Genomic DNA, 13031 nt, shown 5'->3' on the forward strand with positions numbered 1-13031 from the left:
GGATGAGTCACATCGTGGAGACCCGGACGGTGCCGTGGATCGCCGTCCCGCACCGCCTGGACGTGGTGCTCGCCGGCGACCTGCCCGGCGCCGGCACGGTCACGTCCGCGTTCGCGTTCGTCCTGGACGAGGCGGACCGGACGCTGCTGACGCACGTGGACCGGCCGGGGCGCGGCTGGGAGATCCCCGGCGGCCACCTCGACCCCGGCGAGACGCCCGTCCAGGCGGCGGCCCGCGAGCTGGCCGAGGAGACCGGCCTGCAGCTGGATCCCGGGCTGCTGTCGGTCTTCGCCTGGCACCGCATCGAACTGCTCGCCCCGCCGCCGCCCGGTCACCCCTACCCGGCGCTGACGTACATGGTGATGTTCACCGCCCGGCTGGCCGGGCTCGGCGGGTCGACGCGGCCGCCGGCGGGGTCGGAGAGCACGCGGGCGCGGTGGCTGCCGCGCGCGGACGTCGAACGGCTCGGCGCCGGCCGCACCTGGCTCAGCCTGCACCGCAGGCTGCTGGGCTAGCGGGCGCGCTCGATGTCCGGGCCCCGGTACATCGACTCGGGGATGGTCGCCAGCGTCGAGCGGTGCACCTGCGGGCCGAGACCGTACAGCTTCTGGAAGCTCATGATCAGCGGACGCCAGGCGTCGGGGTCGATGTGGTCGTCCGTCCCTTCCGTACGGATGTCGTCGTGCACCCAGACGCGCTGGACGCGTACCTCGAAGGCGGTCACGCCGTCGTCGGGGCCCACCGGGTGCGTCCGCTCCACGACGGCCTCCATGCTCACCGGGCACTCGGCCACGCGGGGCGGCGCGACCGTCTCGCTCGGCACCGGCGTCAGCCCCGCCCTGGCGAACTTGTCGGCGACGTGGCGGTAGCCGCGCGCGTGCTTGCCCGGCGGGACGGGGTCGCTGCCCGTGGTCAGGGCCAGCCTGTCGACGGCGGCGGCGAGCGCGTCCGAGGGCAGGTTCAGCACGCACTCGCCGGTCCTGAGCAGGTTCTGGGCCGTACGTGAGCGGGTGCCCCAGCCGAGCATGGCCCGCCAGCCCAGCCAGAAGGCCGACGACATGGGCGCCAGGTTGGGGGTGCCGTCCGGGTTCGTGGAGGAGACCAGGACCACAGGGGTGCCGAAGTAGAGGATGCCCGGCTCGATGCGGGTGTGCTTGTCGATCACTGTGCTCACCGCAACACTGTGACCGATCGGGCGGCGCGGGCGCTGGCGGCATTCGGACAGCGCGTCACGGCTCCGGCCGCCACGAGGCGCACGCGCGGTGTAGCGTCACAAGCAACCCCAATGGAGGCCTGCTGGATGCAATCACCGTTCGCCCTCACAATTGAACACTTCGGCGACACGGCGGTCATCACACTGGTCGGTGAGTTCGACACCACCCGGTGTTCCGAAGTGACGGAGAAGATCGCGGCCGGCATGGCCGAAGGCTGCGTCCACCTCGTCGTCAACGTGACCGAACTGTCCTTCTGCGACTCGATGGGCCTGCGGACGATCCTCGAATTCTCCAACCGGGCCAGGGCGGCGGGCGGCTGGCTCAGGCTCGCCGGGGTCCAGGGCGTGCTGCGGCGGCTCCTTGAGGTGACGGGGGTGTCGAGCGTCATCCCCGTCGACCCGGACGTGCCGACGGCCCTGCAGTCACGCATCTCCTGACCCTGGATCCTCCGAACAAATCAGCCCGAACGTCACTATTGTGATCGAAGCATCTTCAGGGGGAGGGCGGGCGGATGGCGACGGACGGGGCCCTGGGCAGCCGTTACATCCTCGTGGAGCAGATCGGCGCCGGCGGGATGGGGACCGTCTGGCGGGCCAGGCACCGCGACACCGGCGAGATCGTCGCCGCCAAGCTCCTGCGTGAAGGACTCGCCGCCGACCGCGACCTGGTGCTCCGGTTCGTCCAGGAACGCAATGTGATGCTCAACCTGCGTCACCCCAACATCGCCACCGTGCGCGACTTCGTCGTCGAGGGCGACCGGCTGGCGCTGGTGATGGACTTCGTCGAAGGCGGCGACCTGCGCACGCTCCTCCACGAGCGCGGCACGCTGTCGGCCGCCGAGGCCGCCCGCATGGTGGCCCGGATCGCCGGAGCGCTCGCCGCCGCGCACGACATGGGCGTGATCCACCGCGACGTCAAACCCGGCAACATCCTGATCGACGCCGCCACCGGGCAGCCCAGGCTCACCGACTTCGGCGTCGCCCGCATCGTCCACGGGCCCGGCCTCACCCAGACCTCGTCGATCATCGGCACCCCCACGTACCTGTCGCCCGAGGTGGCCGACGGCACCACGCCCACCCCCGCCGTGGACGTGTACGCGACCGGGCTGATCCTGTACGAGCTGCTCGCCGGACGGCCTCCGTTCGTCGGCGAGCATCCGATGGCGCTGCTCAGGCAGCACGCCACCGCCGCGCCCCGGCGGCTGCCCGGCATGCCCGACGTCCTGTGGACGCTCATCACCGCAGCCACGGCCAAGGACCCCGCCGCCCGCCCCACGGCGGCCGGCCTGGCCGAGGCGCTGACCTCTGCCGCACCGTCGCTGGCCGGCCTGCCCGCCCTGCCGCCGGTCGGCCTGGAACACCCGCCGCTGGCCACCTCCCAGCCCCTGCCCGGCCCGTACGAGCCGCCCGTGACAGCCGATCCGCAGGACGCGCGCACCCGCCCGCCCGCGCCCACCGGAACGCCGGGCACAGGTGGGACGCCGGTCGCCGCCGGGACGGGCGCCGTGGAGACGTCGCCCGGGCGTGGGGACGGCGGGCGGCGCGAGGCCGGGAAGGGGGCGGGGCGGTCGCGGCAGCGCGTCCTGGTCGGCCTGGCCACCGCGGCGGCCCTGGTCGTGAGCGCGGGCGCGCTCGTCGTCGTCGCGCCGTGGCGGGCCCAGACCGTCGGCGCCGTGAGCGAGGCCACCGTCGAGGCCCCCGTCGAGGCCCAGGCCCCCGCCACCGCCTCCACGGAGCCCGAGGTCCCGGACACCCCCACGTCGAAGGTGCTGCCGATCCGCAGCCACCCCCCGAAGACCCCCACCGCCGAGCCCGCCACCACGCGCCCCGCGCCGGAACGCACGACCCGCTCCCCCAAGCCCAAGCCCAAGACCTCGCCGCCCACCTCCGCCGACCCGGAGGACCCGACGACCGCCGAGCCCGAGACCCCGCCCCCGGCCGCCGCCGTGAACTGGCGGTGCCGCGACTGGTTCTCCCCCACGCCCGGGCTGCAGATGTCGCCCTGCATGGCGCAGGTCGGGGACGAGTTCCGCCTGATGGGCCGGATCAGGGGCTCCGCCTCGCTGCGCTCCGACATCCACGTGCAGCTCTACAACACCGACGCCGAGACGAACCTGTCGCAGCCGTTCCTCTGCGCGGGCGTCGCCCCGGCCCGCGACGGCGCCGTGGTCACCTGCGGCCCGTTCACCGCCACGGCGTCCCGTACCGGAGCCAAGGTCGACGTGCGCCAGCGGTGGCGCAAGTCGGGCACGGGGGCGTTCAGCGGCGGCGTGGAGAGCCCGTGGGTCGTGTGGTAGGAAGCGTTTCCTGACACCCCGCCGGGCGATGCCTCATGCTGGAGCTGGATAGCTCCCTGAGCAGAGGAGAGGCCAGATGCGGGTGGAAGTCCGGGCGGTCCCCACAGGCGAGCTGGTCTCGCTGACGCGCTGGCTGCGCAGCCAGCGCCCGCTGCAGGGCCGGGTCGACCCGGTCGGCCGCCCGCCGGGCCGCGAGGAGCTCGGCGGCGCCGTCGAGCTGCTCAGCATCGCCGTCGGGTCGGGCGGCGCGGGCATGGTGCTGGCCAGGGCGCTGACGACGTGGCTGACCAACCGGCACGCCGACGTGTCCATCACGCTCACCACTCCCGAACGCACCGTGACGGTCGAGGCCAAGCGGGTCGGCGACGCGCTGCCCCTGCTCCAGGAGGTGCTGGACCAGGCCGACCGGGCGAGCGCGGGCGATGCCGGCTGACCGGCGCCGGAGCGGCGTCTCCCATGCCGTCCTCGTCGCGACCTCCGTGCACCGCGACGAGAGCCTGCCCGACCTGCCCGCCGCCGCCAACAGCGTCCTGGGGATGCGCGCGGCGCTGACCGACCCCGCCCTGTGCGGCTGGCCCGCCGGGGACGTCACCGTCCTGCACAACGAGGGCGACAGCCGCGTCGTGGCGCAGCGCATCCGGCAAGTCGCCCGGGAGACGACCGGGGTGCTGCTGCTGTACTTCGTCGGGCACGGCATGCTCACCGCCGAGGGCGAGCTGTGCCTGGCCCTGGCCGACACCACCGCGGCCGACCCCGACCTGACCGGCCTGGAGTACTCCCGCATCCGCACCGCGCTGCGCGACAGCCCGGCTGCGGTGAAGATCGCCGTGCTCGACTGCTGCTACGCCGGATCGGTCATCCAGACCGAGACCCTGTCCGCCGGGCTGTCCGCCGGGCTGATCGCCGACCAGAGCGACGTCCGCGGCGTCTACACGCTGACCGCCAGCGACCTGGCGGCGCACGTCGTGCCGTTCGGGGAGCAGGTCGACGCCTGCACGTCCTTCACCGGGGAGCTGCTGCGCCTGATCAGGGGCGGCCTCCCGGGCGAGCCCGACCCGCTCACGCTCGGCGTGCTGTACGGGCACCTGCGCCACCGGTTGCGGGCCCGGGGGCTGCCCGACCCCAACCAGCGCGGCACCGACAACGCCCACGACTTCCCCTTCACGCGCAACGCCGCCCGCACCGGCGCCCGTACACCGCCATCCCTCGATCTTCCGATCGTCCAGGCCGGGCAGGGGCGGACGTTCGCGCCGAGCCGGGGGCTGGGCTGGATGTGGTGGCTGGCCTCGCTCCTGCCGCTCGCCCTGGCCGGCGCCTTCATCTGGCTGATCGCGGGCTCGTTGAGGGCGCCCGGCCTCCTCCTGGCCATCCTGACGGTGATCGGCATCGTCGGCTGCGCCTACTCGTTAGGGCTGTTCGTGAACATGGTCCAGCGGGGCAACCAGCGCATGCGCCGCCGCCTGGCCCGGCTGCTCATCGTGAACACCGCCGGGATCGAGGTACGGGTGCGCGACCAGCGATGGCACTACCGGTGGGCGGACGTGTCCCGGATCGCCGAGCGGCGGCGCAACTTCCGCCGCTGCATCTGCATCGACCTCAAGCCCACGATCATGCTGCCGTCGGCGCAGCGCAACGGCGACTTCAGCCCCCGGTACGACCCGGGCCGCGGCGAGGTCCTGTTCACCACGCTCAGCGGCTATCGGGCCCGCCCGGAGGAGATCGTCCGCGAGATCGCCCAGTGCGCCGGCCCCAAATGGGTGGACTGACCGCCGCCCTGCCGGGGTTCAGCCGGTGTAGTTCTTGCCCAGCGGCCTGCCGGGGATCGGCCTGGCGATGAGCGCGACGGGGATGAAGAAGCAGATCTGGCCGATCGCCAGGGTCAACGTCCACAACGCCTTGTCGTCGTAGTGCGCCGCCACCCTGGCGTACAGCTCGTCGGGCACCCGCTCCCCCGACGGGCTCGGCGTGAGCACGGCCTCAACCAGCTCCAGCGCGACCCGTTCCGCGTCGGTGAAACAGGGGGCGTCACGCCACGTCGCCACGGCGGTGATGCGCTCCTCGCTCTCCCCCGCCTTGCGGAGCTGGCCACTCTGCCGGACCGCGTGGTAGGTGCTGCCCACGATCTGCCCGGCACGCAGCTGCATCAGGTGGACGGTCGCGTCGGGGACGGCGCCGTTCCGCACGGCCTTGGTCATGCCTCCGGCGATCGGCCCCACCTCGGGAAAGAAGCGGGAGGGATCGGGCAGCCGGGACTGGAGGGCGTCGGTCATCAGGAGTCTTCCTCTCGGTGGCGGGCTTTCCGGCTCCGACGAGACAGCCGCCGCCGATGTGAGCCCGAACGGCGTCAGGCGAGGAAGCCGCCGATCAGCGCGGCCACGGCGGCGGGCTGTTCGGCGAGCATGTCGTGGCTCGCCTCCAGCTCCCTGACCTGGAGGTGGGGCGGCAGGCCGGCGAGATCGCGGCGCACACCCCGCCGGAACGCCGCCATCAGCTCGCCGCCCGGCATCCCCGGCGGGTCCTGGGTCGGGATCACGACCCAGGCGTCGCAGGTGACCTGGCGCAGCAGCGGGATCGTGTCGCGGAACTCCGGCGAACAGCGCACCGCCGCGAGGAGCTCGGCGCCGGGCCTGGCGTAGACCTCGCCGTCGCGTTCGACGCGCGCCCTGGCCGGGAACAGCGGCCCGAGCCCGTCGGGCAGCGGCCCGGCCAGGGCCGCCGCCTGCGCGTCGAAGGCGGCCTTGAGCGCCGCCAGCTCCCGGTCCCGCGTCGCGGCGTCCAGGCCCGGGTAGTTGTCCGGGGCGCTCTCGGCCGATCGCAGCCCGTCGAGGTTGACGATGGCCGGGCACTCGGGGTGACGCCTGGCCCACAGCACGGCCAGCATGCCGCCCAGCGAGTGGCCGACGACCGCCGGGTTGCCCAGGTCCAGGTGTTTCACCACCGCTTCGAGGTCGTCGAGCACCCGGTCCCACTCCCACGGGCCGTCGCCGGACAGGCCGTGGCCGCGCAGGTCGAGCGCCACGGCGCGGTGGCCGGGCAGGGCGACGGCGTCCCACGCCTCCAGCGTGCCGCCGAGGCCGTGCAGGAGGAACACGGGGTCGCCGGGGCCGCCGTGGTCGCGTACGGCCAGGGGGATGTCGTGGTCAGTGATCGTGACGTCGTACGCCATGTCGCTCCAGAGATCGGTTCAGCCGGGCGCGGATGGAGCGCGTGGTCACGCCGCCGTCGAGGTGCCGGTCGAGCTTGCCGCGTTTGACGAGGTCGTGCACGCCCTGCCGGGTGATGCCGAGCATCGCCCCCGCCGTGGCGTACGGCACCGCCTCCTTGCCGGGGTGGCCCGCCCGCCTGGCCACGGCCCGGCCGAACGCCGTGCCCCACCAGGCGTCGGCGGGGTCGAACGGGCCGTCACCGGGGAAGACGGCCGCGACCAGCCGCGCCGCCGCCCGGACCGCGAGGGCGTCGTCGGGGCCGAGCAACTGGGCGGCCCACACCTCCGCCTCGATCCGCAGCCGTGCCCGTACGGGCTCCACCTGCTCGCCGGAGCCGAACAGGATCTCCAGCGGGTCGACGATCCGCCTTTCGACCAGCTCGACCAGCTCACGCACCAGCGCCACGTGCTCACGCGTACTCACTTGACACACGATAGCAAGTACTTGCGCCCAAACGTCAAGTAGTGGCGGAGGCAGCAAACCGGGGCGCCGGGCGTCTCTGGAGTATGGAAGTCGAGCTGCTCTCCAGCGGAGAGCCGACGGCGCCCGGCCGCGCCCTGGCGTACGTACGGTCGGCGGTGCTCAACGGGTGCCGGTCGACGCTGCGCCGCCGGGCCGTCAGGCTGCGGCGCGCACTGCCGTACCAACCGCCCGTCTGGTCGGCCGAAAGCGCCGCGCTGGTGGGCCGCCGTCACCGCCGGCGACCTGCCCGAATCGTTCCGCCTGAAGCTGCGGGAGGGCGCGTCCTGGCGCACGATGGCCGACACGGTACGGGACCTGCGCGGCGTCGCCACCGTGGTCAACCAGCAGTGCGTCCGGGAGCAACGCGGCTCCACCCTCACCCACTGCGCCACAAGCTGACGCCCGCCTCAGGTCAGCGGTCGAACCAGTGGGCCGCCGGGGGCGTCAACAGCGCGACGACGATCGCCAGGGGCAGAATGGTGCCCGGGTGGATCGGGGTCAGCCAGCTGAATTCTCCGTCGATGGCGGTCAGGATGAGATTGCTGGCGAGCAAGACCGTTTCGAACGCGATGCCGCCCCAGCGCACCCATTTCCGCCGGGACGACCAGCGAGAGATCAGCACGCCCATGAGAACCACGGTCGCGAAGGAAACGAGCAGCAGCGCTGCCACCCTCGGCTCGCTGAACATCACCGTGATCACCGGTGAGATGAGCACAAGGCCGAAAAGGCTGAAGGCCATTTGCACGATCAGGATGACCCTGGCAGCCCGTACGAGGCCGGGCATCTGCTCGGTTTTCACGATCGCCGTCACACGATCATTCTGCCCAAGTATTCATGCACATGCACGACATATCGGGACAACAAAAACAGATAAAAAGCGAGAAGGGGAGAGGGGATGGCAACGCCTCTCCACTCTTAACGTATAGCGGAGCGGGGGGCTTGCCGCAAGGCCCCGGTCATGCCGCACAATGGCACGCCGAAGCCACAGCCGGCCTGGGGAAACGGCGGACGACGCGCGTCCGCGAGCCAGGCCCCAGATCGGAGCGTTTGCCTGTGACCCCGCTGACCACCAGCGTGTTCGACCTTCCCGCCCGCCTCGCCGCCAAGGCCGACCCGAAGCTGATCGCCGGGGACGAGCGGCACTTCGCGGCCATCGCGGAGAGCCTGGACCGGTCGATCGCCGACCTGTCCGCCCGGCTCGACGCCGCGCGCAGGGCGCCGGGCGGTAAGGGGCGGCAGGCCCTCGACCGGGACCTGGAGGTGCACCGGCTGGCGGCCAGGCTGCGGGCGCTGCGCCGGTTCGGGCTGGACCTGTGCCTGGGGCACATGGTGAGCGAGGACGATCCGGAGCCGGTGTACATCGGGCGGCTCGGCCTGACGGACAGCGAGGGCCGCCGGCTGCTGCTGGACTGGCGTTCGGCGGCGGCGGAGCCGTTCTTCGGGGCGACGCACGGCAACCCGATGGGGTTGGCGAGCCGCCGCCGCTACCGGTGGACCCGGGGCCGGATCAGCGATTACTGGGACGAGGTGTTCACCGCCGACGGGTTCGACGGGCATGCCGCGCTCGACGACCAGTCGGCCTTCATCGCCAGCCTGGGGAGCAACCGGTCGCCCCGGATGCGGGACGTGCTGGGCACCATCCAGGCCGACCAGGACGCCATCATCCGCGCTGGTTCGAGCGGCGCCCTGGTGGTCGACGGCGGTCCGGGCACGGGCAAGACGGTGGTGGCGCTGCACCGCTCGGCCTATCTGCTCTATTCGGACCCGCGTCTCGGTCACCGCCGGGGCGGCGTGCTGTTCGTCGGCCCGCACCAGCCGTACCTGGCGTACGTCGCGGACGTGCTGCCCAGTCTCGGGGAGGAGGGCGTGCAGACGTGCACGCTGCGCGACCTGGTCGCGGAGGGGGCCGAGGCCGGGGTGGAGGCGGACCCGGAGGTGGCCCGGTTGAAGGCGTCGGCGGAGCTGGTGCGGGCGATCGAGCCGGCCGTCAGGTTCTACGAGAACCCGCCCACGGCGGGCATGACGATCACGACGCCCTGGTCGGACGTGTGGGTGAGCGCGGAGGACTGGGCGGACGCGTTCGACGCGCCGGAGCCGGGCACCCCGCACAACGAGGCGCGTGACCGCATCTGGGAGGAGCTGGTCACGATCGTCCAGGACAAGCACGAGCAGGAGGTCTCGCCGGATCTGCTCCGCAGGTCGCTGTTGCGCAACCGGGAGCTGCTGACGACGTTCAACCGCGCCTGGCCGGTGATCGAGGCGGCCGACCTGGTCGGCGACCTGTGGACGGTGCCCGCGTACCTGCGCAGGTGCGCGCCTTCGCTCAGCGTCGAGGAGATCAGGAAGCTGCAGCGCGCGGAGCCGCAGGCGTGGACGGTGTCGGACCTGCCGCTGCTGGACGCGGCGCGGCAGCGGCTGGGCGACCCGGAGGCGTCCCGGCACAGGCGCCGCCGGGAGGCGGCCGTCGCCGCCGAGCGCGCCCGCGTGTCCACGGTCGTCGACGCCCTGGTCGAGGCCGACGACGACGGGGAGGGCGCGGTGACGATGCTGCACGGCCAGGATCTCAAGGACGCGCTGGTCGACGAGAACGCGGTGCCGTCGGTCGAGCCGGACCGGCTCGCGGGCCCGTTCGCGCACGTGGTCGTGGACGAGGCCCAGGAGCTGACCGACGCCGAATGGCAGATGCTGCTGCTCCGCTGCCCGTCCAGGAGCTTCACCATCGTCGGCGACCGCGCCCAGGCCAGGCACGGGTTCACGGAGTCGTGGCAGGAGCGGCTCGAACGGATCGGGCTCGACCGGATCACCCTGGCCTCCCTGAGCATCAACTACCGTACGCCGGAGGAGATCATGACGGAGGCGGAGCCGGTCATCCGGGCCGCGCTCCCGGACGCCAACGTGCCGACGTCGATCCGCAGCAACGGCCTGCCGGTGGTCCACGGGCAGGTGTCGGAGCTGGACGCGATCCTGGACGACTGGCTGGCCGAGCATGCTGAGGGCACGGCGTGCGTGATCGGCGATCCGGCCTTCCGGGGTACGCCGCGCGTCCGGTCGCTGACTCCGGAGCTGTCGAAGGGGCTGGAGTTCGACCTGGTCGTGCTGGTCCGGCCGGAGGAGTTCGGCGAGGGTGTCGAGGGCGCGGTGGACCGCTACGTGGCGATGACCCGGGCGACGCGGCAGCTCGTGGTCCTGACCTGAGGCGGCGCGCCGAACGGTGCGCCCCGGGGTCGCGAATCCCGACGGTTGGCGGATGATCGGGCCCCAGGCCGACGCCGAGGATTGTCGGCATGGATCCCGAACTCGAACCATTCGTCCCATTGCTGTCCGCGGCCGAGTACGCCGACCCCGTCAGCGAGCGCAAGGCCCTCACCGAGCTGGTCGCCTCGCTGCCGGAGCCCGACGTCTCGGCCCTGGAGATCACCGACCGCATGGTCCCGGCGGACCCGGACGTTCCCGTACGGATCTACCGGCCGCAGGAGGCGCAGGGCGGCGTCATCGTCTGGATGCACGGCGGCGGGTGCATCGTCGGCGACCTCGACACCGAGCACCGGTGGGCGGCCAAGCTGGCCGCCGAGTCCGGCGCCGTGGTGGTCTCGGTCGGCTACCGGCTCGCCCCGGAACACCCGTTCCCCGCCCCGTTCGACGACGCCTACGCCGCGCTGGTCTGGGTCGCCGCGAACGCCGCCGAGCTGGGCGTCGACCCGGACCGGATCGCGGTCGGCGGCATGAGCGCCGGCGGCGGCCTCGCGGCCGGCGTGGCGCTGCGGGCCCGCGACGAGCAGGGGCCGCCGATCCGCTTCCAGCTCCTCACCCAGCCCAGCCTCGACGACCGGCAGCGGACCTGGTCGGCGCGGAACTTCACCGGCACCCCGAGGGCGAACGCGGCCAGCCTGACGGCCGCCTGGCGGCTCTACCTCGGCGGCGCGCCCGCCACCCCGTACGCCGCCCCGGCGCGGGCCGAGGACCTGTCCGGCCTGCCGCCCGCCTACGTGGCCACCGCCGAGTTCGACCCGGTGCGCGACGAGGGCATCGACTACGCGCTGCGGCTCATGCAGGCCGGTGTCCAGGTCGAGCTGCACCAGTGGCCGGGGACGTTCCACGGCTCGTACGCGATCATGTCGGCCGGGGTGTCGCAGCGGCAGAACGGCGAGCTGTTCGCGGCGCTGCGCCGCGCCCTGGCCGGCTGACGGCGCTCATCCGCTGCGCAGCGAGTAGGCGGTCACGTCCGGGCGCAGGTCGGCGACGCGCGACAGCGCGCCGGTGGCGAGGTCCCAGCCGAGCAGCCGGTCACCGCTCTCGACGAGCACGGTGCCGTGGCGGGCCCAGCCGCGCACCGGGCAGCCGCCCTTGCCGCACCGGGCGCCGGGCAGGAGCAGCGTCCTGACCACCCGCCCGGTGGCGGCCTCGGCCACGACGACCGCGTCGGCCCGCCCCGGACGCTCGCCGGGGGCGCGTCCGGGCACCGCGACCAGCCCGTCGCGCTGCCACCCGTGACGGCCCGGGACCGCCGTGGCCGGTCCGCCGTCGACGGCCAGCTCCACCTGCGCCGCGCCCTCCCGCAGGAACGTCCGGCCGCCGATCGGCACGATCCGCAGGTCGCGGTAGCCCGCCACCCCGCCGAAGCCCCGGTTCGGCTGCCGCGTCACCTCCCCGGTGGCCAGGTCGAGCAGGTAGTCCGCCTTCTCCTGCTCGACGAGCAGCCGCTCGCCGCGCCACAGCACCACCGCGTTGCGCCCCGGCACCGGGTAGCGCCTGGTCTGGCCGATGACGAGGTCGACGACCACGATCTCGTCCTGCTGCGGGAAGGCGGCCATCGTCCCGTCGGGCGCGAGCGAGTTGGGCCGCAGCGGCGTCCCGCCATCGCCCGCCCGGCCCAGCTTCACGTCGAGGGGGAAGCGCCCGCCGGACTTCAGCACGTGGACGCGCCCGTCGCCGAACTCGGCCAGCGCCAGGACGGGCCCGGGGACCGTGCGCACGACGGGGATGGCGGCCCAGCGTTCCGGCAGCGCGGTCGCCGCCGCGGGCAGCGCCGCCTCATCGCCGGCCGGCGGGGCGGTGTCCAGCACGGGGCCGGGCGAGGCGGCAGGCGTCGGCCGGCCCGTGACGCCGCGCTCGGCCTGCTCCGGGCCGGTCACCACGTTCGCCGCGACGACGAGCCCGGTGACGGCCGTCGCCGCCGCGAGCACCGTCCACCGGCGGCGGGCCCGGCTCCGCGTGCCCTGCCGCCACAGCTCCCCCGCCCTGGACGACCCCTCGGGCAGGGTCTCGGCGAGCTCGCCGAAGAGCTCCCGCAGCCTCTGGTCCGTCATACCAGCACCTCTTCCAGCTCGGGAGCGACCTCGCGCAGCCGTTTCAGCGCCGCGTGCGTCTGGCTCTTGACCGTCCCGGGCGAGACGCGGAGGATCGCGGCCACCTCCGTGACGGGCAGGTCCTCGTAGAAGCGCAGCACCAGCACCGCGCGCTGCTTCACCGGCAGCCTGGCCAGCGCGCGGGCGAAGAGCACCTTCAGGTCCGTCGCCGATGCGCTGTCGCCGTCGGCCCGGTCGGGCTGCTCCCCGTACGCGAACTCCCGCTGCCGCCGCCACTTGGACGCGACGTCCCGGTACAGGGTGGTGCGCACGTAGCCGACGGGGTCGGTGTGCACCTTCGGCCACCGGCGGGCCAGCTTGATCAGGGCGTCCTGGAGCACGTCCTCGGCCAGGTGCGGATCACCGCTGATGAGGACGGCGGCCCGCAGCAGCCGCTGGTACCACGCGGCGACGAAGGCCTCGAACGCCTCGGAGTCCGTCATACAGACAAGACGCCCGGGAGGGGGTGAAAGGTTGGGACGTCAGCGAAGGTCAGGTGCAGACGCGG

The 13031-nt window shown here is 73.4% G+C and carries 14 protein-coding genes; 7 read left to right on the forward strand and 7 right to left on the reverse strand.

All coding sequences use genetic code 11. From position 1 onward, the window contains the following. Positions 1-2 precede the first annotated feature (2 nt). Complete coding sequence (locus ACBI99_RS14840) at positions 3-515, forward strand: NUDIX hydrolase (protein ID WP_357584517.1); 513 nt, start codon at positions 3-5, stop codon at positions 513-515. On the opposite strand, the gene ACBI99_RS14845 is transcribed toward ACBI99_RS14840, so the two are convergent. Further along, entirely contained in the window at positions 512-1174 is a 663-nt protein-coding gene (locus ACBI99_RS14845) for a flavin reductase family protein (RefSeq protein ID WP_357584519.1), read from the reverse strand. The two genes, ACBI99_RS14840 and ACBI99_RS14845, sit on opposite strands and share 4 nt — an antisense overlap. A 126-nt stretch (positions 1175-1300) precedes the next feature. Here ACBI99_RS14845 and ACBI99_RS14850 point away from each other — a divergent pair, with 126 nt between their 5' ends. The 4 genes from ACBI99_RS14850 to ACBI99_RS14865 all read left to right on the forward strand — a co-directional run bounded on the left by ACBI99_RS14850 (position 1301) and on the right by ACBI99_RS14865 (position 5276). After that, positions 1301-1651: an STAS domain-containing protein gene (locus ACBI99_RS14850; RefSeq protein WP_357584521.1), complete on the forward strand. Its 351-nt coding sequence runs from the start codon at positions 1301-1303 to the stop codon at positions 1649-1651. Between the two features lie 74 nt (positions 1652-1725). Beyond that, positions 1726-3510, forward strand: a complete 1785-nt coding sequence (locus ACBI99_RS14855) for a protein kinase (RefSeq protein WP_357584523.1) — start codon at positions 1726-1728, stop codon at positions 3508-3510. Positions 3511-3586: 76 nt separating this feature from the next. Next, a complete protein-coding gene (locus ACBI99_RS14860; RefSeq protein ID WP_375072502.1) occupies positions 3587-3943 on the forward strand; it encodes a hypothetical protein in 357 nt (118 codons plus the stop codon). Then, positions 3933-5276 (forward strand): caspase domain-containing protein, encoded by a 1344-nt coding sequence (locus ACBI99_RS14865; RefSeq protein WP_375072503.1) that lies wholly within the window; start codon positions 3933-3935, stop codon positions 5274-5276. The genes ACBI99_RS14860 and ACBI99_RS14865 overlap by 11 nt, the downstream gene beginning before the upstream one ends. Positions 5277-5294: 18 nt before the next feature. Here the strand turns inward: ACBI99_RS14865 and ACBI99_RS14870 are convergent, their stop codons facing one another. The 4 genes from ACBI99_RS14870 to ACBI99_RS14885 all read right to left on the reverse strand — a co-directional run bounded on the left by ACBI99_RS14870 (position 5295) and on the right by ACBI99_RS14885 (position 7989). Continuing rightward, on the reverse strand, positions 5295-5780 hold the full coding sequence (locus ACBI99_RS14870) for a carboxymuconolactone decarboxylase family protein (protein WP_219518197.1): 486 nt from the start codon (positions 5778-5780) through the stop codon (positions 5295-5297). A gap of 74 nt (positions 5781-5854) precedes the next feature. Continuing rightward, positions 5855-6676 carry an alpha/beta fold hydrolase gene (locus ACBI99_RS14875; protein ID WP_375072504.1) on the reverse strand — a complete coding sequence of 274 codons (822 nt, stop codon included), beginning with the start codon at positions 6674-6676 and terminating at the stop codon, positions 5855-5857. Continuing rightward, positions 6651-7139 (reverse strand): hypothetical protein, encoded by a 489-nt coding sequence (locus ACBI99_RS14880; RefSeq protein ID WP_375072505.1) that lies wholly within the window; start codon positions 7137-7139, stop codon positions 6651-6653. The genes ACBI99_RS14875 and ACBI99_RS14880 overlap by 26 nt, the downstream gene beginning before the upstream one ends. Positions 7140-7590: 451 nt before the next feature. Then, entirely contained in the window at positions 7591-7989 is a 399-nt protein-coding gene (locus tag ACBI99_RS14885; RefSeq protein ID WP_219518193.1) for a hypothetical protein, read from the reverse strand. Between the two features lie 242 nt (positions 7990-8231). Here ACBI99_RS14885 and helR point away from each other — a divergent pair, with 242 nt between their 5' ends. Both helR and ACBI99_RS14895 read left to right on the forward strand, forming a co-directional pair. Continuing rightward, on the forward strand, positions 8232-10373 hold the full coding sequence (helR, locus tag ACBI99_RS14890) for an RNA polymerase recycling motor ATPase HelR (RefSeq protein ID WP_375072506.1): 2142 nt from the start codon (positions 8232-8234) through the stop codon (positions 10371-10373). Between the two features lie 89 nt (positions 10374-10462). Further along, a complete protein-coding gene (locus tag ACBI99_RS14895) occupies positions 10463-11362 on the forward strand; it encodes an alpha/beta hydrolase (RefSeq protein WP_357584531.1) in 900 nt (299 codons plus the stop codon). A gap of 6 nt (positions 11363-11368) precedes the next feature. Here the strand turns inward: ACBI99_RS14895 and ACBI99_RS14900 are convergent, their stop codons facing one another. Together ACBI99_RS14900 and ACBI99_RS14905 are read right to left on the reverse strand one after the other, a co-directional pair. Continuing rightward, positions 11369-12484 (reverse strand): hypothetical protein, encoded by a 1116-nt coding sequence (locus tag ACBI99_RS14900; RefSeq protein WP_219518190.1) that lies wholly within the window; start codon positions 12482-12484, stop codon positions 11369-11371. Then, complete coding sequence (locus tag ACBI99_RS14905) at positions 12481-12966, reverse strand: SigE family RNA polymerase sigma factor (RefSeq protein ID WP_219518189.1); 486 nt, start codon at positions 12964-12966, stop codon at positions 12481-12483. Before ACBI99_RS14905 ends, ACBI99_RS14900 begins: the two co-directional genes overlap by 4 nt. Between the last annotated feature and the right edge of the window lie 65 nt (positions 12967-13031).

Source organism: Nonomuraea sp. ATR24, from assembly GCF_041950485.1.
GTDB classification, from domain to species: Bacteria; Actinomycetota; Actinomycetes; order Streptosporangiales; family Streptosporangiaceae; genus Nonomuraea; species Nonomuraea ceibae.

Excerpts from the sequence above, each read along its gene's own strand:
- ACBI99_RS14900 (WP_219518190.1), bottom strand. The coding sequence starts at position 12,484 with ATGACGGACCAGAGGCTGCGGGAGCTCTTCGGCGAGCTCGCCGAGACC.
- ACBI99_RS14905 (WP_219518189.1), bottom strand. The coding sequence starts at position 12,966 with ATGACGGACTCCGAGGCGTTCGAGGCCTTCGTCGCCGCGTGGTACCAG.
- ACBI99_RS14870 (WP_219518197.1), bottom strand. The coding sequence starts at position 5,780 with ATGACCGACGCCCTCCAGTCCCGGCTGCCCGATCCCTCCCGCTTCTTT.
- ACBI99_RS14850 (WP_357584521.1), top strand. The coding sequence starts at position 1,301 with ATGCAATCACCGTTCGCCCTCACAATTGAACACTTCGGCGACACGGCG.
- ACBI99_RS14875 (WP_375072504.1), bottom strand. The coding sequence starts at position 6,676 with ATGGCGTACGACGTCACGATCACTGACCACGACATCCCCCTGGCCGTA.
- ACBI99_RS14855 (WP_357584523.1), top strand. The coding sequence starts at position 1,726 with ATGGCGACGGACGGGGCCCTGGGCAGCCGTTACATCCTCGTGGAGCAG.
- ACBI99_RS14860 (WP_375072502.1), top strand. The coding sequence starts at position 3,587 with ATGCGGGTGGAAGTCCGGGCGGTCCCCACAGGCGAGCTGGTCTCGCTG.
- ACBI99_RS14840 (WP_357584517.1), top strand. The coding sequence starts at position 3 with ATGAGTCACATCGTGGAGACCCGGACGGTGCCGTGGATCGCCGTCCCG.
- ACBI99_RS14895 (WP_357584531.1), top strand. The coding sequence starts at position 10,463 with ATGGATCCCGAACTCGAACCATTCGTCCCATTGCTGTCCGCGGCCGAG.
- ACBI99_RS14865 (WP_375072503.1), top strand. The coding sequence starts at position 3,933 with ATGCCGGCTGACCGGCGCCGGAGCGGCGTCTCCCATGCCGTCCTCGTC.